This is a genomic window from Limnohabitans sp. TEGF004 (assembly GCF_027924965.1).
Classification (GTDB): domain Bacteria; phylum Pseudomonadota; class Gammaproteobacteria; order Burkholderiales; family Burkholderiaceae_C; genus Limnohabitans.
Genome location: NZ_AP027056.1, coordinates 1,746,402 through 1,767,539 on the forward strand (window position 1 = coordinate 1,746,402; position 21,138 = coordinate 1,767,539).

At 52.1% G+C, this 21,138-nt stretch carries 24 protein-coding genes; 4 read left to right on the forward strand and 20 right to left on the reverse strand.

What is annotated here, in order from left to right:
• Positions 1-3: 3 nt before the first annotated feature.
• From LINBF2_RS08300 to LINBF2_RS08310, 3 genes are read right to left on the reverse strand one after another with little or no spacing between them, the layout of a single operon-like run.
• Positions 4-846 carry a phosphoadenosine phosphosulfate reductase family protein gene (locus LINBF2_RS08300; protein WP_281888131.1) on the reverse strand — a complete coding sequence of 281 codons (843 nt, stop codon included), beginning with the start codon at positions 844-846 and terminating at the stop codon, positions 4-6.
• Positions 839-4,165 (reverse strand): ATP-binding protein, encoded by a 3,327-nt coding sequence (locus LINBF2_RS08305; protein ID WP_281888133.1) that lies wholly within the window; start codon positions 4,163-4,165, stop codon positions 839-841. Before LINBF2_RS08305 ends, LINBF2_RS08300 begins: the two co-directional genes overlap by 8 nt.
• A complete protein-coding gene (locus LINBF2_RS08310; RefSeq protein WP_281888135.1) occupies positions 4,158-5,084 on the reverse strand; it encodes a DUF4007 family protein in 927 nt (308 codons plus the stop codon). The genes LINBF2_RS08305 and LINBF2_RS08310 overlap by 8 nt, the downstream gene beginning before the upstream one ends.
• A 242-nt stretch (positions 5,085-5,326) precedes the next feature.
• On the opposite strand from LINBF2_RS08310, the gene LINBF2_RS08315 reads away from it, so the two are divergent.
• Positions 5,327-5,476, forward strand: coding sequence for a hypothetical protein (locus LINBF2_RS08315; RefSeq protein ID WP_281888137.1), 150 nt, complete (start codon positions 5,327-5,329; stop codon positions 5,474-5,476).
• Positions 5,477-5,479: 3 nt separating this feature from the next.
• Here the strand turns inward: LINBF2_RS08315 and LINBF2_RS08320 are convergent, their stop codons facing one another.
• The 13 genes from LINBF2_RS08320 to LINBF2_RS08380 all read right to left on the reverse strand — a co-directional run bounded on the left by LINBF2_RS08320 (position 5,480) and on the right by LINBF2_RS08380 (position 14,932).
• A complete protein-coding gene (locus tag LINBF2_RS08320; protein WP_281888138.1) occupies positions 5,480-5,977 on the reverse strand; it encodes a hypothetical protein in 498 nt (165 codons plus the stop codon).
• Positions 5,974-6,438 (reverse strand): glycoside hydrolase family 73 protein, encoded by a 465-nt coding sequence (locus LINBF2_RS08325; RefSeq protein ID WP_281888140.1) that lies wholly within the window; start codon positions 6,436-6,438, stop codon positions 5,974-5,976. Before LINBF2_RS08325 ends, LINBF2_RS08320 begins: the two co-directional genes overlap by 4 nt.
• Positions 6,435-6,818 carry a hypothetical protein gene (locus LINBF2_RS08330; protein ID WP_281888142.1) on the reverse strand — a complete coding sequence of 128 codons (384 nt, stop codon included), beginning with the start codon at positions 6,816-6,818 and terminating at the stop codon, positions 6,435-6,437. Before LINBF2_RS08330 ends, LINBF2_RS08325 begins: the two co-directional genes overlap by 4 nt.
• Positions 6,819-6,884: 66 nt before the next feature.
• Positions 6,885-9,164, reverse strand: coding sequence for a phage tail protein (locus tag LINBF2_RS08335; RefSeq protein WP_281888144.1), 2,280 nt, complete (start codon positions 9,162-9,164; stop codon positions 6,885-6,887).
• The gene (locus LINBF2_RS08340) at positions 9,137-9,580 is read right to left on the reverse strand and encodes an NlpC/P60 family protein (RefSeq protein WP_281888146.1); all 444 of its coding nucleotides are present in this window, start codon (positions 9,578-9,580) and stop codon (positions 9,137-9,139) included. Before LINBF2_RS08340 ends, LINBF2_RS08335 begins: the two co-directional genes overlap by 28 nt.
• Before the next feature lie 10 nt (positions 9,581-9,590).
• Positions 9,591-10,133: a DUF1833 family protein gene (locus LINBF2_RS08345; RefSeq protein ID WP_281888148.1), complete on the reverse strand. Its 543-nt coding sequence runs from the start codon at positions 10,131-10,133 to the stop codon at positions 9,591-9,593.
• Complete coding sequence (locus LINBF2_RS08350; RefSeq protein ID WP_281888150.1) at positions 10,126-11,547, reverse strand: SPASM domain-containing protein; 1,422 nt, start codon at positions 11,545-11,547, stop codon at positions 10,126-10,128. The genes LINBF2_RS08345 and LINBF2_RS08350 overlap by 8 nt, the downstream gene beginning before the upstream one ends.
• The gene (locus LINBF2_RS08355) at positions 11,544-11,753 is read right to left on the reverse strand and encodes a hypothetical protein (protein ID WP_281888152.1); all 210 of its coding nucleotides are present in this window, start codon (positions 11,751-11,753) and stop codon (positions 11,544-11,546) included. The genes LINBF2_RS08350 and LINBF2_RS08355 overlap by 4 nt, the downstream gene beginning before the upstream one ends.
• Positions 11,750-12,466: a hypothetical protein gene (locus LINBF2_RS08360; protein WP_281888154.1), complete on the reverse strand. Its 717-nt coding sequence runs from the start codon at positions 12,464-12,466 to the stop codon at positions 11,750-11,752. The genes LINBF2_RS08355 and LINBF2_RS08360 overlap by 4 nt, the downstream gene beginning before the upstream one ends.
• Positions 12,463-13,257, reverse strand: a complete 795-nt coding sequence (locus LINBF2_RS08365) for a hypothetical protein (RefSeq protein WP_281888156.1) — start codon at positions 13,255-13,257, stop codon at positions 12,463-12,465. Before LINBF2_RS08365 ends, LINBF2_RS08360 begins: the two co-directional genes overlap by 4 nt.
• Positions 13,257-14,060 (reverse strand): hypothetical protein, encoded by an 804-nt coding sequence (locus LINBF2_RS08370; RefSeq protein ID WP_281888159.1) that lies wholly within the window; start codon positions 14,058-14,060, stop codon positions 13,257-13,259. Before LINBF2_RS08370 ends, LINBF2_RS08365 begins: the two co-directional genes overlap by 1 nt.
• Positions 14,061-14,071: 11 nt before the next feature.
• On the reverse strand, positions 14,072-14,668 hold the full coding sequence (locus LINBF2_RS08375; protein ID WP_281888160.1) for a hypothetical protein: 597 nt from the start codon (positions 14,666-14,668) through the stop codon (positions 14,072-14,074).
• Between the two features lie 12 nt (positions 14,669-14,680).
• Entirely contained in the window at positions 14,681-14,932 is a 252-nt protein-coding gene (locus LINBF2_RS08380; protein WP_281888162.1) for a hypothetical protein, read from the reverse strand.
• A gap of 688 nt (positions 14,933-15,620) precedes the next feature.
• On the opposite strand from LINBF2_RS08380, the gene LINBF2_RS08385 reads away from it, so the two are divergent.
• The 3 genes from LINBF2_RS08385 to LINBF2_RS08395 all read left to right on the forward strand — a co-directional run bounded on the left by LINBF2_RS08385 (position 15,621) and on the right by LINBF2_RS08395 (position 17,086).
• Positions 15,621-16,199 (forward strand): hypothetical protein, encoded by a 579-nt coding sequence (locus LINBF2_RS08385; RefSeq protein WP_281888164.1) that lies wholly within the window; start codon positions 15,621-15,623, stop codon positions 16,197-16,199.
• A 255-nt stretch (positions 16,200-16,454) separates the two neighbouring features.
• Positions 16,455-16,709 carry a hypothetical protein gene (locus LINBF2_RS08390; protein WP_281888166.1) on the forward strand — a complete coding sequence of 85 codons (255 nt, stop codon included), beginning with the start codon at positions 16,455-16,457 and terminating at the stop codon, positions 16,707-16,709.
• 230 nt (positions 16,710-16,939) lie between these two features.
• Positions 16,940-17,086 carry a hypothetical protein gene (locus LINBF2_RS08395; protein ID WP_281888168.1) on the forward strand — a complete coding sequence of 49 codons (147 nt, stop codon included), beginning with the start codon at positions 16,940-16,942 and terminating at the stop codon, positions 17,084-17,086.
• 265 nt (positions 17,087-17,351) lie between these two features.
• On the opposite strand, the gene LINBF2_RS08400 is transcribed toward LINBF2_RS08395, so the two are convergent.
• The 4 genes from LINBF2_RS08400 to LINBF2_RS08415 all read right to left on the reverse strand — a co-directional run bounded on the left by LINBF2_RS08400 (position 17,352) and on the right by LINBF2_RS08415 (position 21,121).
• Positions 17,352-17,831 (reverse strand): hypothetical protein, encoded by a 480-nt coding sequence (locus LINBF2_RS08400; protein WP_281888170.1) that lies wholly within the window; start codon positions 17,829-17,831, stop codon positions 17,352-17,354.
• Positions 17,828-20,449 (reverse strand): phage tail tape measure C-terminal domain-containing protein, encoded by a 2,622-nt coding sequence (locus tag LINBF2_RS08405; protein WP_281888172.1) that lies wholly within the window; start codon positions 20,447-20,449, stop codon positions 17,828-17,830. Before LINBF2_RS08405 ends, LINBF2_RS08400 begins: the two co-directional genes overlap by 4 nt.
• The gene (locus tag LINBF2_RS08410; RefSeq protein WP_143474188.1) at positions 20,442-20,687 is read right to left on the reverse strand and encodes a hypothetical protein; all 246 of its coding nucleotides are present in this window, start codon (positions 20,685-20,687) and stop codon (positions 20,442-20,444) included. The genes LINBF2_RS08405 and LINBF2_RS08410 overlap by 8 nt, the downstream gene beginning before the upstream one ends.
• An 83-nt stretch (positions 20,688-20,770) precedes the next feature.
• Positions 20,771-21,121: a hypothetical protein gene (locus LINBF2_RS08415; protein ID WP_100146950.1), complete on the reverse strand. Its 351-nt coding sequence runs from the start codon at positions 21,119-21,121 to the stop codon at positions 20,771-20,773.
• Positions 21,122-21,138 lie beyond the last annotated feature (17 nt).

Below are 21,138 nucleotides of genomic sequence, written 5' to 3' on the forward strand. Positions count from 1 at the left end.
ACGTCACTTGTGACAAATTAAACAAGAACCTCCCCCCTCATCCTCACCGTAAACATCATCAATATCTTCAGGGCAAGTTCGAACGGGTCTTAGTGGATTGATTGGAATTGAGGCTTTGGCACGGGCGCGTCTCTTTTCATAGTCTTCAATGATTTGCGCGATCCGCTCCGGTTTTTCCATCTCGATCAGTGATTCGCCAGCAGACCAAGTGAAAGGCGAACCATGCTCTAACGCATCTTTCTCCAACGACTTAGCTTCTTCAAACGCTTCAGGGTGTCGCTCTCGCAATCGCACCCATTCAATTTTCTGCTGGAAGAAGCAAAACGTACATCCACTACGTGACCTCCATTCATAGTACTTCGGATATCCGACGCCAGAAGATTCCAAAATATCAACGACGGCTGGCTTATCAATACCGGCCTCTCTAAAGGGAAGCTTCACACTTAAATTCTCTTGCTTCGATGAATAGCCCTCACGGAACTCCTCGTCAGCTCGAATCGCAACATACGAAGTAACTTTTTCACCCGCCAACAGCATCGGCTTTATCCATTGTTCAAATGGAGTCAACTTAAGCTTTCTTGTACACCAACGTGTTTGAGGAGACGGCAAAAAGTGGTTGTATTCACGCAACCAAAAATCGAAGCCGCGTCGAGGATTTAATCGCTCGATTGGTTTCCCTAAGTAACCTTCTAATCGTCCAAGGAACTCATAAACCTCAGGAAGCTCTTTGCCTGTATCGGTGAAGAAGTACTCGATGTTTAGCTCAGGGTGAGCTTGACGCATGTAGACAGCGAGTGCGGCACTGTCTTTTCCTCCTGACAGTCCTAAGACATGGCGTTCAGACATGGTTACTTTCCTCATCGTTCGTTAATCGCATCCCGACTTTGGCAAGGATGGCAAGCAATACGTCAGTATCCAGACCTTGCCGTTTTAGCTGATCTGCAATTTCATCAGCCTTGGACTCAACAGCAGCTCGATGACGATCTGTAATTGCAAACGAGCGCGTAATTGTTCTTGCATCAGAACCTGCACCAATCACAACTGCAAATGCTTCACTATTTGGTTTACGTCCTCGAACTGCCACAAACGCTTCAGCTTGTCTAAAGCGTAATGAGAATTGCGAAATTTCTAACGACGCAACATCAATATCGCGATCAGTCCAATCACGCGGAGGCTTATTGGCCGCCATACTCAAGATACCTTCAATGCTTTCCTTGCTGCCATCATGCTTTGCAAGTCTTGTCGCAAATGAATCTTGTCTTAAATCCCCTGTGATACCCGATACCGTCTCAGCACGAATTCGCAAGCGATTCAATTGATCAGCTGGAGCATCAAGTGCATTAAGCATCTCGGCCTCAACTTTCTTCAACATGGCTTCATATGCACCAGCGAGCTCTGAAATCGGTGCTTTAAGAGCATTGATGTATGAAGTTGCGTCGCTGCTATCAAAGAGTGCAACCAAATCAACAAACAAAACTTTATGCGGATCGCTTGCTTTCAACAAAGTATCACGAATCGATCGAGCCGTTTCACTTAGTTGATGAGTTCTTTGAGCCCAAACAGGCAAATTGAATACAAGCGCAACAAGCCCTCGCGCAGCCTCTAATGGATCTCGAGCTTCAGCAGCATGTCCAACATCCGAAAGAATCTGTGCAATACCGTTCAGGATGTGTGTTTTCTCTTCATCAATGACGATCCATCGTAAAGAAAAACGACTTGCATCCTGTAGATATTCATCAATATCTGCATCCGTTATTCGTGGAATAAACATTCCATCTTTATAGACAGCAACATTCGATTTATGCGCCATCAAAAATGCAGTAAAGATGATCGGCTGTATTCCAGACTTCACACCGTACGGAGGGGCCAACCAAAGTTCATTGATAGCAGAGGCCTTAACACGAGCCGTAGCATTGACAAACAGCTTCGTGGCAGCCTTCCACAACGGTAAAAACTCAGATGCGTGCTTCTTATTTGGAGCCATGAAACGCCAAACGCCATCTTCATCTTGACGGTGCAGTTTCGTAGCTCCCAGCAGGGTTTCGTATAACCCACGTTCAGCTGGAAATCCTTCAATGCCAAGACTCTCGACATTTTCATGATCAAGCATGCGATGCAACAAATCCCGTCGAGCCTTAACACTTGTACTTGAAACACTATCTCGATTTACCAACTCACTCCATACCGGAGGCGCGTCCGAATAAAGCTCGTCCGCCAGCTCAGATGCTATTGGAGACAAACGAGCACCGTTTTCGACAGGCTCATCGACACCTGTAAACCAGTGTGCGTTTGTCACCGCAACTTGTAGCTGTTCTTCTAGATTTGCACGCACTGAAGCCAAACGTGCGTGAACCTCTCGACGCGCTACCGCATCCCCTTGAAGTTCATGACGATCCTTAACAATTTCAAGCGCAACCAATTCAGAGCCGAGCTCCTCAATACGAGCATGATTTTTGGGAATACCGACCAATACTGGCCATGGTTGCAAACGGGTGCTTTCTTGAGCACGTTTTTGTGCAGCCTTAAGGCTCACACCGCGACCAGGCAATGCGAGCGCGAACAAACCAAACTCTCCGCCGACAGGCGTGAACTTTTCAGCAAGACGCTCCGCCTCATCAAGTCGATAAAGTGCGAGATTCATCCAGCGCATACTGCCGGTCTCGTGATAGTGACGTTTAGCAACAACGGGGTGCAACCCCATCAACTGCACCAAATGGTTGTAATCAACCCCTGATGAGGCAGCTAAGGTTTGAGCGATTGCTGCATCGATATCGAAGTCACTACCTTCAAAAACAGACCAAGCGCCAGTATGTTTCTTGAACAAAGCGACCTTCAAGCGTGCAAGCTCTTGGAGTCCTTTTTCAATATTTGAAATTGGCTCTTTGTAGAAAATGGAACCGAGCACATCTGAGTCAGCAGCTAAGCCTGATCCATTTCTAAACAAGTCAATGATGGCGATGTTTTTAATGAGCTCTACGAGGAAAGGACTACCTGACTTTGCCTCTGTACGCTCAACGGCCTCAACTGCTTGCGACCACCGATGGCCATCAGGCGACGCAAGAATTGCGGGCTCTAAGTTGGCGCGCAAGTAATCCCAATAGTTATCTGGGCGATACCAAGTAGCAGCCTTTAATGGCGTGGACTCAAGATAAGAATGAAAGCCATGCGGCTCTACAGACGAAAGAAATCCAAACGTGCTACGTTCATTTTGGCCAAATTGACGTTTTGAAATCGGTCCTAATAACGCCGCCATTGTTGGGTGAAGTGGCCAGCACGAGCTCAAGGCCTGCCCAAACTTCTTACCAACTGCTGGGCGTCGAGATCTTATCGACTCAGCGACTGCATTGGATGCATCTTGCATCCATGGTGGCCGACGATCTGCCTCAATAGCGCGACCAATTAATTCAACAACTTCATCGCTGGCAGCAACAAAAGGCAAGTCAACGTATCGGCCTTGAACTTTCGACCAATCATTACGGGTATCCGTACCGAGCCTGGCTCCATATTGAGCGAACGACTGGTGCAGGATTCCTACTATGACCAATTTACCGTTAGCACGTGCCGCAGCTTCTGCCAATTCTTGGAAGAAATAAACATCATCTCCTTGCCCCATTGCAGAGGCCTCTAGAAATTTGCCCATCTCATCAAGAACGACCAAAACGCCATCGTGTGCTCGATCTTCCGCTGTTTGAACCAGCTCATTTATTAATGCCGTTGGAGAGATCTTGCGGTTGTCACTACCCTTGCCTTTAGCCTTACGCAATGCGGCATTAAGCTCAGAAACAACACTTCCTCTCTTACCGACAACCGGGACTATTAACCATCCCTTGCGGGTTTGGAATGCACGATCAAATGAAGCAGATCGATCTAGATTAAGAACAGTTCGCGCTTTTGCGCGCAGTGCTTTTTCAGGATGTAGCGCACTTGCCAAAGCAACTGCCAAAGAAGATTTGCCACCACCAAAAGGCCCCGTCCAAGTAAACGACCTTTGATTAGTTTCTGTAACTTGCTTGGACATACTGTCCAAAACAGAGGCTGCAGTTGAATGGCAAATAAACCCAGTTAAAGCATCGTGACGCCCCAAGTCAGCGTCCACGCGAATGGACCGCTGATAGTGGCGAGAAACACGGATGATGTCTTTGAGCATCAAACCTTCATCATTCATAAGCTACTCGAATCATTTCGCGGCGTAACTTCTCTGAGTCACCCGGTTGTTTATGAACTTGGCGCAATCCGGCTGTATCAGTCCAGGCCAAAAAACCTTTAGTCAGATCACTTAGAACCATCAATCGCTCAGCGACAGAGTCTTCATCAAGTTTGAAAACACGTCCCGGCGATCCCTCACCATAAGCAACAGTCTCAAACGCTAATGAACTTAGACCTGCGTCTGTGTTTTCCCAAAAATCAAGAAGCGCGTATGCAAACATACCGTCATGCAAAGTTGCTTTGGATCCTCGGCGGAATGCATATTGCCCCTTATGGACTTCTTGCAGCAATCCAAGCTCACCTAATAGTGGCTCAGCAAAATCTTCAGGCGAACCACCCGCAAATCGAGGTGCATAGCTTCGTAAGCAAGTTTCGATATCACGCGACAAAGTTGACGCTGAAAGTTTGCGTTTTGGCTCTAGCTTTCTTGCGAAATCTGCTAGAGGAGCCTCAAGTTCTTGTCGAGTAAAAGTTGGGGCAGTTACTTGATTGAACAGCCAACGCCATGTTGTGGACCGAGCACCCCGTCCGGCCAATAACCAATGAGCAAGCCATGCCGATGTAGGGTTCTCTGCATACGGATCTAATCCGCTGTCATCCAAAATTTGGATTGCAATTGGCGATATGGAAAAACTGTCAGGATGTTCAGCAGACTCCCTGAAGACATCACACGCCAAAGCCCAATGACGGATCGAGCTAACCATGTTTTTACCAACACCAAAAGTCGCAATAGCACCTTCATCTGTGAAGATTGCCTTTGGCACCTGCATCGAGGAATCTGCCTTATCAAAGGCTTTTTTCAGCCACATTTGACGAAGCGGGAATGTCTCATGGCCTGAGAAGTGAGCACCGCTGCTCGACCTAGTTGTTTTACGCATAGGTTCATTTTAACGAGTAACTGGTGACTTTCACCAGTTTGAGTACATGCCCTCACAAATCAATTTAATGAGAATTTTGGAGGTTCAACAATACTGATACTGTACATGCAAACAGTACAAGTAACCTTCCCAACCCCTCTGCACTTGATGATTTCCAAATACGCCGAAACATACCTAAAGCTCTAATTGTTTTTATAAATCACTATATTAATTAATATATATCAATAATAAAGAATTAATTTATGAATTCAAAACAAATCATTCAACTAGCAAAAATCAAAAAGCAATTACAAAGAGCAAGACGTAATGTCGCAAACGGTAAAAAAGGGGCGAGAGACGTGGAAAGTAGGTGGCAAGGAAAACTTGTGATGTTTTACTTAAAAAACTTGTAGCACTTACCGTGGGTAGAGCCTTTGCTGACTGAGAAGCCATTTTTGAAGCTCAACGAGCATCAAAGTAGCCTGGGCAGCGTCTTGCATAGTCCGTTCGCAACTTAGGGTTGCACCTTCACTTCTATTGGCAATAGGTACATAGTTGGTGGGATCTCCATCAATTCGTTCGGGACCTGCGGAAACGGGGGACAAACTGTCTGCATTGGACTCGTAGTTGTCGAGCACCCGTTCAGCGACAACAGCACGGCTAGCCAACAAACTCGACTTCTTACGATAGTCATCTGAGATCTCCTTAGATATTTGGTTTTGAACTTGGGCCACATCGGCAGCGTGCTGCTCTTGCTTTGCTTGAGCGATTTGCACAGTTTGTTTCTCAGCATCCCACCGGCGCTGCAGACGGGATTGCCCCATCTGCAGACCTAGTAAAAACGCCATGAGAAGCAGCAGCCCCTTGAGTAGCAAAGATTTGTTTAGTTCCACTAAAACACGGATCCAGCTCATATCCCCTCCCCGTCCAACGAACCCAAGTTGTAGGTACCAATCAAACGGATCAGCTTGTCGGCATAGTCAGGATCAGTCGCGTATCCAGCCTTGAGGAGTGCTCGTGCAAAGGTCTGAGCCGACACACACAGGAAGCAGTCTTTGTAGCGAGGGTTACGCTTCAAGAATGCAGCATGGTCATCGACACTTGCTTGCCACGTCGGGTACTTGCGCCACTTAGCAGGCACAACGACCCACTGCCCTCGGATGAATTCCTTGGTGTCAAGCGTTACGGTTTCACCGCGCCACAAACTGTCGGCCTTGATCCCAAACAGGTTCTTGGCCGTTTTGGTGAGCCCTGATTCACCCCAGCCAGACTCGAGTGCCGCTTGGCTAACGGTAATGCTGGCTGGTACGCCAGTGGACTTGTGACAAGCCCGTGCGGCAGGACCAATGAGCGCAATGAAGTCTTGTGGTTTCACAGCATCTCCCTCACATCTTTGGCAACCTCATCAATCGAGGCATCTCGCCTCTGCTCTATGAAGTTAAAAATCCACCGCACCAATGCCCAGCCGGGCAAGCCGCAAGCAAAGATCAAACCGCCCATGGCGCACAGGCCCACCGTTGAGAACGCCCAGTGGTGAAGCTGGAAATACTCGATAGTGGTTGCACCACCGCCGATGCTTGAAACCACCGTACTGATCAACCCCACTGTCCACTCACGCTTATCGCGGGGTGGTGTCATAAGCATGACCACGACAGCAGCAAGCGTTGCACCACTGGCTGCGGCAGCAGCCGTTCCACCAAAGGCTTTGTATGCAGCGGCGGCGCCTGCCACTCCGCTGCTCGTAGGTTCTGGCATTTGATAACTCCCAAAAAAATACCCGCCTGAATCACTTCAAGGCGGGTTGTGAACAACTCGTTCGTTTTATGTTTGATCAGCGGCGTGAACTGCGACACTTTCTGCAACGCAGGTCACCTCCACCAAATCAGCTCGAGGCTTCACACTCATGACGCGCGCCATCTGGGCCCAGGTCTGCCCCACCCCAAATGCAAAGTGCGTTCGCTCCTCACCTCCACCGGTTTGGAGTGCAATGCTCGGAGCTTGCTGCAGCACTGCATGTCGCTCTGTCGCTCCGAGCGTCACACCTATTGGGTCAGTCACAGAACCATCTACGCGTCTCAAAGCGATGTAGTGATTCGCCCCTGTCTGCCAAGGCAAGCGTTCAGAACAAACTAAGACTTTTGATGCACCATCCCAAGACAAGGCCTCACCACTGACGCCCCAGCTAGGCATGTCATGGCTGATGGCTACCAAGTCCCCATAGGTCGGGATGAGCCCTTCAAGCTCTGTCCTAAAAGTGATGATTCGCCTGCGGTACCGATTGGCCGCTGCGATGTACTTGCCCTCGCGCATAGCTTGGAACTTGTCGGTGCAACCAAAGAGCTTCAAGCGAGCAGGTTTAGACAGGGCCGACCCCGCGAGGGCCACCGTGACCTCATCAGGCTTCCAGCTCTTGGGATTGAAGTATTCAACCGTAACCGCATCCGCTGTCGCATCCCCCGGCATCACGTACTGAATCTTCAAACTGCTGCGCACGATGTTTCGGGTGGAGAACAAGGCCACAGGGATGGTCTTGGGTTCATCTCGAACAATGCGCACAATGCCGCCTTGCAGGAACGGAACCGCACGTCCAGCTCTAGCAATCTGCCCCATGGCGTCCCAAACCGTTAGGTTCTGGTCAAACACGCCATTGAACGTATCACCACGCGCAGACCACACGCCGTCCAGTCGACCGAGTGCATTCAAGTCAATCTTTGCATCAGGCAACCCTGCCCCGTAGCTCGAGCGCGCTGCATCTGCAAATGCCCAAGCAATCGAGCGAGTAGCTTGAGGTGAACTCCACCCTGTGGTCTTGGACCAAACAGGGAGTTTTCGTGTGACCAAGCAGTTCACCAAACGAGATGACCGCTGTGACAAGTTATCTGTTGCCCGCATGCGCAATGCCAGCAAGGTCAAGTCCGATGGCAATGATGGATTTACCAGATAGCCCTTTGCTTGCCCCCAGCGAAGCTCATGCCCCGCACGGTTGCTGGTGTCTTTGGTATCTAGCCTTTGAACGCGCACCTCATAGCGACCTGCCCCTACCACGTACTTGTAGGTTCTGCGTTGTGCCGTATTGGTGGCAGCCGAATAGGACTCATCCGCAAGATGGATCCATCCCGAGGTGGCATCTCCATCGTCGTTGATGGTTCTCGCCTCAACACGCCACTGGACCGCACGACTGTCTAGCGTCCCACTGTCTGTTGCGTAGTAAAGACCACGCATCATGACCACATCAATCCCTATTTGATTGATTTGAGTCCCCACAGGATTCAGCGCAAATGGTCCGATGATGCTGCCGCCCGTATCAGCGACGGCAATCAACTCCTGCCCGGTGACTTCAGCAGCAGTCACCACATCGTTGTTGAACAAGGTGTTTTGACCGCCTGGCTCAATCACTTGAGCCTGTACTTCTTCGAACGAAGAAATGGGACTGTCATCAATTGAGAGCTCTTCAAACTGAAAGTGCCCAATACCGATCACATGGAGCTGGTGCAGGTACTCCTCGTTGTCGACGTACTCCGTATAGGGCATCGCTGCCAAATCCGGATAAATCAGATGCTGCCCATACACAACAGGAATCGGCTGGGACAGTCGCCCATAGTTGCCACGCGCCTGCAGTGAGTAGGTTGGACTTGGTGAAGATGAGCTGGCTGTGGCATTGGGCAGGCTCTGATTGGGCAGCGGCACCAAGGCATTCACGATGATGGAACCCGTCACAGCAATTGCCGTTGAGGCCACCGAAGTCGCGACTGCCCCCGAATACCCGAACGAAGCGGCAAGCTCAGCACCATAGGCATTGGCCACGACCAATACGGCAATCATCAAAACCGTCTGCAACGGGTTCTTACCCCCGCCTCCACCACCTTGCGGCAGCGACACCAATGCAATGACATCTCCAGCCTCAATGAGGGTCACGCAGCGTTCAGCCATCAGCACAGGCCTACCGTTCTTGAGCACCAGCGTTGGTTGCTCAAAAACAATCTGCTCTTGTTTCATCCATTGGCTGATGGTTGGATTGCCCTGAACGTGATGGACATCACGCTCATGGGGATCGAATGGGTTTCGAAGCCAAACTACGACACCGTCATTGCTGCTTGGCATGGCTCACCTCGAAATGCATAAAACCCCTCGACACGCCAACCGTGACGGTCAAGCGCCCACAAGTCCTGAAACACCACACCCACACCATGCGCGCAATGGAGCACGCCTCCACCATCGATGTCTAGCCAAACACCGACATGCACCGGATATCTGGACTGACGCATCAGCACAGCATCCCCATGTTTTGGCGTTGGTACGCACTGCCAGCGTTTGCGCTCAGGGTGCTCGTTGAATGTCCTGAGCACCACTCGCAGATCCAGCGCATCCACAGGGATGAGCGGAAGCACTCGTCCGAAGTGATTTCTCTGCACCCATAAAAAAAGGCCCCAGCAGTCAAATGACTCGGGGCCTCGTGCGCCTGCTATCCACGGGCGACCGATGTATCGATGCGCCCAGTAACCGTCTGTTGGTTTCATGACTTACCCATCACCGGGCAAGTCCCGGAAACTCTGTTGATGTGTACAACCGACCTGGAAACGCTTTATTTCCGATATCGACCATGCGCGCTCTTGCGGTCACTCGCATCACAACTGCCTCCACCTCGGTCAGTACCAACGTGATGGGAGGATCCATCTGCGGCCCCTCCACATCGTTTGACAAGTACGGGCGATAGGTCACTTCGATGGAAGCTTCTGACTCGGATGCAGCATCAAGGTGTTTGACGATCTCGCGTGAAACGTTGTCCAAGGTCAACACGACCTCAGGAACAGGTGCGATGTCCACAGGCGGCAAATCCAAATCGAACCCCATGGCCACGAACCTCACCGTTTCACTTGAGTTCAACGGTGCTGAGGCTTCGAGGCGAGCGAAGAGGTCTTGTTGGTCTCGCACCACCCTGATAGCTGTTGTCACACCCGACTCATTTTTAAAGTCAGGGTGGCGCAGCTCCAAGGTGTGCAGGATCACAACATCAGAAGGTGCGCTCGCATATGCCTCGCGCAACGCCTCTGAAAGCGTGACATCAGGCATGCGTCACCCGAACTGGAAATGGTTTCACAACTCGATCGAGAGGCGCAACGACGCTCATGTCACCGTTACTTTCCACGAAATCAAGGCAAATGACTTCAACTGCATCAACTCCGTCACGTCGAATCGATTCCCCCTCGATGCGCGTCAAAATCAAACCTTGGGTCTGGTAATAGATCGCAGCCGCCAAGACAGCCAGGTTGTGGCTGAATGAGTTATCACAGGCAGCACCCCAATAGTCATCTTCTAGGAATAGACATGCCCCTTTGCATAACTGAGCGACTGGGCAGCGAGGACATTCGCTTCTCGTACTAAAGTGATAGGCCGTATTGAGGCTGATTTCTTCAAACTGTTCAACATGGCCAATTTTGTGATTTGTCGAAGCACTCATGTTTTGACAAGTCATCACATTGCCCTTCATATCTACGGCAATCGAATCATCTCTGTCCATTCCACACTTCTGACCAAGAGCGTCTAGAGGTCGTGACTGTGCTTGCGATCTCATGAATTCATCGACTTTGTCACGCATCGTCCCGACTGCCATGCCAGATCCAGTCACCAGCTCCCAAAACACCCGGTGCATAAAGCGCTTGTGATCACTGCCATGCAGAGAAAGAGATAAGCCACTCTGGTCGTAAGGAAGCATCACCTCCTCCGTGGCGAGGACGATGGCTTGCACAGGCAAATCTAACTTTTCGGAAAAGTACAACCGAACTGCCTTGAGCGACTGATTGTTACGGTGAAGCACCGTGTTGAAACTCATTCGATCAATCGACATCCGACGGGATACCCACCGTTTGATCTGAGCCAAGTTTTCAGGTTCATTCAATGGATCAGGACCACGGTAACTCTGTGCAGGCCCGTCATGCGACAAACCAATCCCCACGTCCAACTGTTCAACCCAAGCAAGTTTTTCATCATCAAAGAGTGAACCGTTGGTAACGATCGATAGCTGTGCATTCGGATATTTAGCTTTGACAGCCTTGCCCAAAGGCTTGAGTAGCTTCCAGTAGACGAAAGGCTCTCCGCCCCAAAACTCAATCTTTACGCCTTCTCCTCGTCCATCATCACCACCCGCGAACCAGCTCTGCAGTTGATTCATAAATGGCGCAACATCTTCGGGGTGACCATCAATGTCATGGGGCTGATGCGCTTGGGAGCAATACTGGCAAGCGTAGTTGCACTTGAGACCGAGCTGAAGCTTCAAGTGTCGGATATCTTTTGACTTGCCTGCTGGGTTACGCGGATGGTGCAAATGCCAAAACGCACCCCACTGCATATCTGACTGTCGAGGAAATGCTTGAGGCAGCGGCAATGGCTCACCGTTATCTGCCCAAACCAAGCTGGAATCTTCAGAGTCGTAGAGCGCCTGTTTTACAAACCCGTTCTGGCCGTTCAAGGTTAAATTAAATTTCATGGTGCAACTTCCTCAAATGCAATGGGGTAAGCCTCACGACACACTTTGGCCAGATCGGCACCAGCTAATGTCTTAAGGTCAAAAATGTGACGGCCAGATGCTTTGCCATCCGTATTGATCACCAGCACGGTCATCACTAGATTTGTTTCATCCACCTGTGCTACTTCGACTTCGTAGCCATGGCGAACCGTAAGATCGAGACTCATTGGTCGGACTCCATAGATTTATCTTGGGTGTGAGCACGGATTTGCGCAGCAGACCAAGTTCGATCCCCGCCTTGATCGTCACGGTGCGTAAAGCGCACATTTGTGACGATGGCGACCTTGTCGCTCTCGGGATCAAACATCGGAAATGTGGAATGCTCTAAGTAGCCCGGAAAAATGAACAACGCCCCTTGTAGGGGCGTTTGTGCAAAGAGCTTGTTTTCATGTCGGAGCATCCAATTGGCCTGCACGGGTCTGGGATCATGGAAGCACAAAGCACCAGGCAGTCCCACCGCATCGCTACCTTCACGTGATCCGAGATGCACACGTGGGTAGTAGGTCGCCACCAATTGGTTCCCCACATGACGGTGTGGAATCGCCCACTTACCCAAACCACGCTGGCGGTTCACGAAAGTGTTGTACGTAGCAACCAGCTCTGACGGATCAAGAGATGGATATGCTTTCTGTATGTAAACAGCAACTCTTTGCTCGATGGCTGTCAACAATCGCAGCAATGCCCGGCTAGGTTGCTCAGACATCATGGAAACCGTATCAGCTCGATGTGCCAACTTGGCAGTCGATTGCGTGTGTCGCTCATAAAAGCGTTCAGCCTCCTGTGCCAAAGTCTCACGGACATCGTCAAGCTCAACAAGCTGATCAATCAAGATATGACTAGGCCACAGGCTCATCATTCGACACGTATCAATTGAAATCATCGCGTCAAATCTCCATCAATAATCATCTGGACGGGGTGTTTGCAACCGTAAAACCTGTTTGGGCGATAGATTCGAGTCTGATGATCAAACTCAATCCAAGGCCAAACACTGAAGTGCACACTACAGCGGCTACCTAGCCATGAATGTCGATTGATGAGGGTGTGCTTGTACTTTGAACAGTTCAGCCATAAACACTTGCCTTGGATAAAGCTCAGGTCATCCATATCCTCAATTGACAGAACGATCCCCTGCGACACAGCCAAGCAGATGTCCAATCTCAACTCTTCAAAAAATGAAGTGTCTCGATGAGGATGAACCAGTGGCGCATTCAGAGGATTAGGAGGGACCAACACAGTGAGACGTCCAGATCCAACCGTCAAAGAGAACTGATCAAGCAAGGCCCCAAATCCGGGCAACCTTGCAACCTCTGAACGATGAACAAAAGCCAAGTGATCTGCACCACTAAACCGTGCGGGCTCGGCGACAAGATACGGATCTATAGGTGCTACTGCCTGACCAGTTCTGGAGAGGGATAGATTTCTGAATACACCAGGACTGGCATCACTGATTTCAGACTCCCAAACCAATGACTTGAACTCTTTGAAGGCAACGGCGAACTCGTGCGACAAATTCGAGGGAACCAGCACATGAGGCACATCCCTGATCGCAACAATGTTCTCAAGCTCTGGGTCGATCACTTCAGCGATTGCCAGCTCGAAATCCGTTTCTTGCCGCAAATAAGCAGCCACGGTCATATGGCTTGGAATGCTGTCTGCATGAACTTCCCACATCAAACCACCTCCACTGATGCGCTGGTTTTGTGACTGAAATACTTAAAGCCGACTTTGACCAAACCAACATCCCCAGAGTTGAGGCCTAGAGCTACCCAATTGAAATTCGCAACGCCATTCACGATCGGCACTTTGGTCTTTGGCAAGAACCCAGCCTCACACTCAAGGTACAAAACGCCACTTCGCGTTTCAATTGCTGGCATGTCGTTGGTCTCGTACGCAGGCTGAATCAGTCGCGCAACACAGGGGAGCGACTCACCAGCCGAACAAGAACTGCCCACCTCCAACTCAATCGAGGGAAGGACTGCGTTGTACAGAGACACCCTAGAGCGCACCTCTACAAATTCAGAAAACCCCTCTGGCGGCATGCTTTGCGGTGAATAGACCAAAACAGCAACCTCTTCAATCGAACTTTCTTCGAATGGCACGAAGAACAATACGACACGAGGATGAAGGGGGCGACCAAGCAAGAAAGGGTTTTTGTGCAAATTTGTCTGTGGAAATACAGAGTGCAAATACCCTAAGTCTTCCCAGCCAAATCGCGACTCAAGCGCCCAATTGGTATGAATGCCCCAGTGCTTACCAAGATCAATGTGTGACTTGATGGCGGTTGGATCAAAAACGAATGGGCGAGATCCATACTCTTTTTCATGCGACTCAGGATTGATACGCCATGGCGTCACCGTGATTGTTTGTGCTTGTACATCTCGCTCAACTCGGTAACTAACTGGGAACGCACCAAATGTTTCAACTGGCGAAGGAATGTTGAACAAGCGGCCACCAATGGTGTTCGAATTACTCATGACCGCGCTCCTCAACAGTCCGTACTGCAATTGCAATTACAGTTGCAGTTGCAATTCGTTCGACAGTTAAAAGCCGTCGTCCCGCAATTGCAGTTGGAATATCCCCCGCAGTTGCAATTGCAGTTGCATGCTCGATACCAACGGCGGTACTCAGCACCACCAATCTCATCTTGCGCAAGGTAATAGCCGTCGTAGTTCAATACAACAGACGGAACAGCGTAGTTGCCATAACTCGTACCACCTACCCCGTCGTACTGACCGCTATTCGCGCAGTAGTTAAAACCCAAACCCCAAGTCCACCAGTTCGCATTAGGTGGTACCCAATTGGCATTGCTTGCGCAATTGCCATTCGGCAGGTATCCATTGCAGTTGCTTGCCCGGTCGTCGTAGTACTGACTTGATCGCCCCATCTCACCGAGGTCTTGTCCATCCCCCATCTTGTAGCCAGTGTTACGAGCATCGTCACCCGTCACACTGCTTTTAAAGAGGGCCCCATTGGTCATCGTGATGGACCCGGTCATGGTTCCACCTGCTTTGTCCAACTTACCAGTAATCTCCGTCTGCAAGGCATCATCTAGCCCCGCCTTGGGGATACGTGTAATTGCCATGATTTCTCCTAGTTAGATGTAACGCACCACGATCCGCGCGCTGGCGGCTGGTGCTGACGTGAATCGCAACGTTGTGCCTGAGTTCACCAAGACGTATGCATCCAGTGAGTCCTGCACCACGTAATTGACCGTGACAATCAACTTGTGAACGCTGGACGCCGCAGTACTTAGCGTGAAGTCCGTTGCAGATCCATTGCCAGTGAACACTTGCGGCGCGACGTTCGATCCACCTGCCGCAGCGGCATAGCCCTGCGCTTGATTCATGTAACTCTGAGATTGCGTCGCAGAGTTAGCTGAAGCGGTTGCCGAGGATGCCGACTGACTTGCGCTAGTCGCGGAGGCACTTGCAGATGCAGCTGCCGCCGCAGACTGTTGCGTTGCAGTTGCTGCGTTTGCAGCAATGGATTGCGCGTAATACTTGGCCGAATACTCTGTCGCACCAGAAACAGGCCCAGAAGTTTTATTCGCCCACTCCTCAGCCGCGGCTGCACCAGATTGCGCTTCCTTATCGAGATAGCGAACGCTGATGCCAACGCCATTGGCCGGAGCTGACGAAAACCTCAGCGTTGTCGTTGATGGCGTTGTGTAGGAATCAAGCGGAGCTTGTGGGACACCTGCAACCGTCACCATCAAAGCGCCGGGATAACCGACTGGTCGGCTCAGCGTGAAATCTGTCTTGACCCCGTCTCCCGTAAAAACGTCAGCGGGAATCACGGTATTGGCCGTTACTGCTGCAGCAGAGCCTGCCGCTTGCGACGCCCAATACTTTGCAGAGTAGCCGGTGCCGTCTACCGTTGCAGACGTTTTCTCCGCCCAATCTGCGGCACGAACGGCCTGCGCCTGAGCCGCCGTTAATGCCGTTGACGCATTACCCGCACTGCTAGAAGCAGAACTTGCAGAGCTTGCAGCCGCTGTCGCACTTGCTTGTGCATCAGTCGCTTTTGCTCCTGCCGTGCTGGCAGAAGTAGAAGCAGCCGTCGCGGATGCAGTGGCGTTGGTTGCACTGCTCGCGGCATTCGTAGCGGATGCGGCTGCAGCAGTTGCACTGGTTTGCGCATCAGTGGCTTTGGTGGAAGCTGTGGTGGCCGAGCCCGCCGCCGCACTCGCCGAACTTGCAGCCCCGGTTGCTGAGGTCGATGCAGCGGTGGCTTGCGTTGACGCCACCCCCGCAGAAGCTGCCGCATTGGTGGCTGAAGTCGTTGCATCTGTTGCTTTCGTGCCTGCTGTGGTGGCCGATGCAGCAGCTGCGGTCGCACTCGTCGCTGCATCGCTTGCTTTTGTCGAAGCTGTGCTGGCAGCTCCTGATGCGGAGGTCGCAGAAGCGGCAGCACTTGTTGCGCTAGTCGCCGCATTGGTAGCCGATGTTGCTGCCGTATTCGCACTCGTTTGCGCTTCACCTGCTTTAGTCGAAGCCGTGGTGGCCGAACTTGCTGCAGCACTCGCCGAACTGGTTGCCGACGTCGCAGAGCTCGAAGCACCAGTAGCTTGCGTTGTTGCCACCACAGCAGATGCTGCCGCATTGGTCGCATAGGTCGCCGCGTCCGTGGCTTTTGAACCTGCCGTGGTAGCTGAACCCGCCGCTGCCGTTGCACTGGTTGCAGCATCACTTGCTTTTTGGGTCGCAGTTGCCGCCGCCGTGCTAATTGACTGTGCGTAGTATTTGGCGGAGTAATCACTCCCCGATACAGGGGCTGTGGTTTTAGTCGCCCAATCCTGAGCCGATGTGGCACTTGAACTGGCCTGACTTGCGGAACTTGCCGAGGCAGTCGCACTCGCTGCTGAGTCAGTGGCCTTTGTACTTGCCGTAGTTGCGGAAGCCGCCGCAGCCGTGGCACTTGCAGCCGAAGCTGTTGCAGAGCTCGCCGCCTCGCTCGCTTTGGTTGAAGAAGTAACAGCAGAAGTTGCCGAATTACTTGCTGATACGCCTGCCGCATCTGCTTTCGAAGATGCGGTCGTTGCGCTGGCTGCCGATGCAGAGGCACTCGTGGCTGCACCACTGGCAGATGTTGCCGCAGCACTGGCACTACCCGCTGCTGCTTGAGCTTGGTACTTTGCTGAGTACTCGCTACCTTGAACTGGCCCGTTCGTTTTGCTGGCCCAATCCATTGAGGACGCCGCACCCGTTTGACTCTCTTTGTCGAGAATTCGGGCCGTGATCTCAACGCCATTGACGGGCGCAGAACTGAAGCGCACAGTGGTCGAGTTTGCCAAGGCGTAGGACACGAACGGAGTTTGTAAAACTCCAGCCACTGTGATTTGAAGCGCACCAGGATGGCCAACTGGGTAGTCAAGCGTGAAATCCGTCAACGCCCCAGTTCCAGTCCACGTTTTGGTTGGAATGACCGTCGCGCTGGTGGCCTTGTTCGCTTCATCAATGACGCGCGTCAAAGTGGCACTTGCATCAGCCGCTTTCGTTGAAGCAAGCGTTGCGCTTTGAGCGGCATTGCTTGCCTGAGTGGTGGCAACCGTAACTTGTTGCGTTAGCTCAGTTCTTGAAGCTGCCAAGTCATCTTGAACACCTTTGATCGCCTTGGCCACCGTCTTGACCGGACCACCCTCTGTCACAACATCTGTATGGTCATTGCCATGAACGATCGAATGCAGAATCGTTGCGTCAGCAGTTGCCTTATCAACCACTGCTTCAATTTGTTGCTGTAGGTTTAAGGCCATTAAAAGCTTTCAATCACCAGTTTTCGGTGGGCAAGTGTTGATTTACCAAAATGTCAAAGTTGTCAGCTGATCGCTGCAAGTCTTCAAGTTCGCTATCGAGCAAGATGCCAAGCGCACCTTGCGTCAATGTCGGGCGATTTCTAATCTCCAGCTCACCCGTCACTTCCCACTGGTTTTTTCGAACCAACTTGGCTTGATAGGCCTTGGTAAATCTGGCTTGGTGTGTCGCCATCCCAATGCCACCCAACAGTTCAATGTCAAACCACTCCGCCCCCTCCTTCGCTTCGTGTTTGAACCAAGCTTCAAAGATGGCGTAGGTCAGTGGTCTCAAATTCCAGCGAACAGCCACCTTGGCAGGGGTTTGTGTAAACCGACGCCGTGCACGCGCAGCGCCTGACTCCATGTCCGTTCGAATCACCCCCTCACTTGGGGATATCTGATACCCATCGACTGTGGGAAGCGGGATCTTGTCCGGCCAAACTAAATTAGTCATCGCATTGCTCCTGCGGCGGGGTTGAGTCCATAGCGACGCTCAAGCGTTGGCGCAATGCCCGTGCCCTGGCCAATTGAGCGGGACATGCGGGCTTCGATTTGCTCAACGATGATGTCCAGACGCATGGAGCCATCCGCCTGTTGCGAGGACTGCACTCGCGCATCCACGCCAGAAGCGTTGTTGATCACGTTCACGGCTACGCGTACTTGCGGTTGGTTCTTTGAGGAAAGCGCCCCACCCAATGCACGCATCTGACCGGGCGTGAACACAGCCTCACCGGGCTGGGCAATGATGGGCACCTCCCCATCGACCAAACCACCTGTGTGATAACGGGTAGCACCTGCGAAGTTGTGAAGCCCAACGGAGCGGGAAGCCAAATTGTCCGATCCAATCAAGCCACCGGTGTGCGCCACTGCGACCAAGGGATTCATAAGGTCTGTCGCACCGATTGGAACGATGCTGCCCCCGGGTGTAGGAGTGGGTGTTGAACCCAAACCGCCCAACCATCCTGCCAATGGCAAAGTGACCATCCGCTGGATCTGAATGCGCACCAGGTCAGCAATGATGGAGTTGGCCAAACTGCTGAAATCGAGCTTGCCCGTGGTCACGAACTGAACCAGCGCATCCTCCATGCCCTTGAAAGCAGAAGTCACTGCCCGCTCAGCTTGTTTGGCAGCGTTGGTGGAATCTTCCACATAGCTGCGAACAGATGAGCGCATGCCGTAATCAAAGCTACGTTGGTACTCCGCATTGGCACGAGCCAAATCCACAATCACAGGTAACTGGCGAGACAGCGCGTGGTTGATCAGCTCGATGGCTTCGGCCTTCAGACCCGGGTCAGTGATTTGATCCGCTTGTTTACGTGCAGCGTAGGCCGCTTTCTCCAAATCGAAGCGCACTTGCATGCCCGCGCGTTCGACCTCACCCACATCAAGCATCTGACGCTTGAGCACCAGCTCCTCTTGCTTGAGTCGGTTGTTGCCGATGTAGCCTTCGGTGATCTGGTAGACCTTTTGGAGCTCTTTCTCGTACTCATCGAACTTCTTGTCCGAGACCTTTTGCTTCTCCATGGCCTCAATGACCTGGATGTACTTCTCAGCCTCAGCCCGAACGCCCGCGTAGCCCTTCTTCTCCAAGTCAAGCGCCTTGGCTCTTAGCTCGGCAGCTTCACCTCCCGTCACACGCAGTGAGCGTTGCTCAAGTTGCTTTAAGAACTGCAGGCCTTCGTTGTTCTTATCAAACCCCGAGAGGTCCATCCCCGTGGGGGCCTTTCTGGGCATCTTTGGCAAGAACTCGTCATAGATCTTTTGAACCTGTGCAGCCTGCTCTGCCGTATCGAGGACAAACTTCTGCCCCATCACCCGAACGGTGCGACGTTGCTCGTCGAAGAACTTCTCAATAGAGTTCACATAGCCCGGGTTGTCATTGATGCGTGCCAGGCGCTCATTGGCCGATTCGACAAACTTGTCACGAGCGCTTTGCAGCTTGGCAATCTCTGCATCAATCTGCTGTTCGTTGTAGCCCATGGACTTCATCGAGCGCAACATGTCGCTCTTCATCCAAGTCTCGACGTCCTTGCTCACCACCGACAAACTATCGAATGGCTGAGAGATCACCCGCTTGGCCAACACCGCAGACTCGGCGATGAAGCCAAGCCCCTTGGCAACGTCTTCAAGGTAGTTGAGGACTTGCTGGCGGTTGTTGCTGATGGCAATGAGCTCGCTGCTAAAACCGCCCGTCTCCGTCTTGGCAATGAAGAGGTGATCGGTCAGGTCGGCCAAGATTGGAATGAATGCCGAGCCAATTTGGCGCTGTACACCTTCGTTGACTGCGTGCAGTCGCTTGAGGTTGTCGTTGAACTCTTCAGAAGCTCGGGCAGCATCTGCCGACATCACTAAACCCAAACGCTTGGCTTCTTCCATCATGGCCGTGATGCCCTCACGCCCTTGGTTGAGCATCGGGATCATGTCCAGACCGTTCTTGCCAAAAAGCTTCACAGCCAATGCTGCCTTCTCGGCGCTGTCAGGCATGGCAGAGAACTTGTCTGCCAGGTCGAGCAAGACTTCTTCGGTCGGGCGAATCTGGTTATGTGCATCCACAGCAGAGATGCCAAACGCACGCAACGCTGCGCTGCCCTCGCCCCCTTTGACTTTCGCGTCAAACATGGCAGTCGACAAGAACTTCAAAGCCTTGGTCAAACTCTCCGTGCTCACATCCGACAACTCAGACGCATAAAGCAGCGCAGACAAAGCTTCTACGGACACAGCCGTTTTTTGAGAGAGCTTGTTGAGCTCTTCGCCCACCTCAGCCACGGGCACGATCAACTGGTGCATGCCGTAGCCTGCAGCGGCAATCGAAGCTCCAGCAATCAAACCTGCGGGACCGAGTTTTCCCAACACGGTACCGAGCATGCCAAGACGTGACGTTGCATCTTCCATTTGGGCGAATGCATCGTTCGCAGCTTTGGAGACGATCTGCAAACCCGCCGATGCTGGGTGGGAAGCTGATTCAATGCGCTTGAGGGATTTCTCTCCGGCTTCGCCCACATCAGACAACTCAGCCTTGACTTTGCCGCCATCCACCACCGAGAGTCGAATTGCGAGATTGCGTTCAGCCATGTCCGTTACCTGTTGTTGATACGTTGCTTGAAGAATTCATGGCTGCCGTCACCCCTGCCTCAATCGCAGGGAATATGTGCGACATCGCACAGACATCCGCATCCAAAACCTCACTGGCTTGTTTCCATGCGTTGAAGTCCAAACCAATAACTGTGTTCTGGGCCATGCGAAGCTGAGCCGCACAAACCTCCAGCACCGACAGCGCCTGCCAGCCTTCTTCGGTTTGGGGCGCGTTCAATCGGTATGGACACTCAGGGCACGTTGAACCGCACGCTTCGCAGTACGTGGGCCCGCCACCGAAGTGCCATTCGGTGCGAGCCTTCAGACGTTTTTTTCTGCATCCAGCAAATAAAGCGCCGCCAGATACTCACGCTCGAAAGCGTCGGCCACAGGCCACAGCTCCATCAAGGCTTCAATGCCCTCTGGGGTCACTGGTGTGGCCTTGCCCTTTTCGTCACCCACACCTTCCCAAGCCAGCACCGCCAGCTTGGCAAGTTCGGTGATCAGCGTTGCGGTGCGTTGACCCGCTGCAGCATGGTCTTTGCCATCGATGACAGACGCCGCATGGCGCGCAGCCATGACCAGCGCTGTGGTGGCGGGTTTGACCTTGACGCGCACGCCATGGTTCAAGTCGAGCCAATACGGCTCACGTTTTAAGTTGAGTTTGAGCATGGGAATGAATCTCTTGG

Coding starts and splice junctions, on each gene's coding strand:
- LINBF2_RS08300 (WP_281888131.1), bottom strand. CDS start 846: ATGTCTGAACGCCATGTCTTAGGACTGTCAGGAGGAAAAGACAGTGCC.
- LINBF2_RS08305 (WP_281888133.1), bottom strand. CDS start 4,165: ATGAATGATGAAGGTTTGATGCTCAAAGACATCATCCGTGTTTCTCGC.
- LINBF2_RS08310 (WP_281888135.1), bottom strand. CDS start 5,084: ATGCGTAAAACAACTAGGTCGAGCAGCGGTGCTCACTTCTCAGGCCAT.
- LINBF2_RS08315 (WP_281888137.1), top strand. CDS start 5,327: ATGAATTCAAAACAAATCATTCAACTAGCAAAAATCAAAAAGCAATTA.
- LINBF2_RS08320 (WP_281888138.1), bottom strand. CDS start 5,977: ATGAGCTGGATCCGTGTTTTAGTGGAACTAAACAAATCTTTGCTACTC.
- LINBF2_RS08330 (WP_281888142.1), bottom strand. CDS start 6,818: ATGCCAGAACCTACGAGCAGCGGAGTGGCAGGCGCCGCCGCTGCATAC.
- LINBF2_RS08335 (WP_281888144.1), bottom strand. CDS start 9,164: ATGCCAAGCAGCAATGACGGTGTCGTAGTTTGGCTTCGAAACCCATTC.
- LINBF2_RS08340 (WP_281888146.1), bottom strand. CDS start 9,580: ATGAAACCAACAGACGGTTACTGGGCGCATCGATACATCGGTCGCCCG.
- LINBF2_RS08345 (WP_281888148.1), bottom strand. CDS start 10,133: ATGCCTGATGTCACGCTTTCAGAGGCGTTGCGCGAGGCATATGCGAGC.
- LINBF2_RS08350 (WP_281888150.1), bottom strand. CDS start 11,547: ATGAAATTTAATTTAACCTTGAACGGCCAGAACGGGTTTGTAAAACAG.
- LINBF2_RS08355 (WP_281888152.1), bottom strand. CDS start 11,753: ATGAGTCTCGATCTTACGGTTCGCCATGGCTACGAAGTCGAAGTAGCA.
- LINBF2_RS08360 (WP_281888154.1), bottom strand. CDS start 12,466: ATGATTTCAATTGATACGTGTCGAATGATGAGCCTGTGGCCTAGTCAT.
- LINBF2_RS08365 (WP_281888156.1), bottom strand. CDS start 13,257: ATGTGGGAAGTTCATGCAGACAGCATTCCAAGCCATATGACCGTGGCT.
- LINBF2_RS08370 (WP_281888159.1), bottom strand. CDS start 14,060: ATGAGTAATTCGAACACCATTGGTGGCCGCTTGTTCAACATTCCTTCG.
- LINBF2_RS08375 (WP_281888160.1), bottom strand. CDS start 14,668: ATGGCAATTACACGTATCCCCAAGGCGGGGCTAGATGATGCCTTGCAG.
- LINBF2_RS08380 (WP_281888162.1), bottom strand. CDS start 14,932: ATGAATCAAGCGCAGGGCTATGCCGCTGCGGCAGGTGGATCGAACGTC.
- LINBF2_RS08395 (WP_281888168.1), top strand. CDS start 16,940: ATGGCCAACTGGGTAGTCAAGCGTGAAATCCGTCAACGCCCCAGTTCC.
- LINBF2_RS08400 (WP_281888170.1), bottom strand. CDS start 17,831: ATGACTAATTTAGTTTGGCCGGACAAGATCCCGCTTCCCACAGTCGAT.
- LINBF2_RS08405 (WP_281888172.1), bottom strand. CDS start 20,449: ATGGCTGAACGCAATCTCGCAATTCGACTCTCGGTGGTGGATGGCGGC.
- LINBF2_RS08415 (WP_100146950.1), bottom strand. CDS start 21,121: ATGCTCAAACTCAACTTAAAACGTGAGCCGTATTGGCTCGACTTGAAC.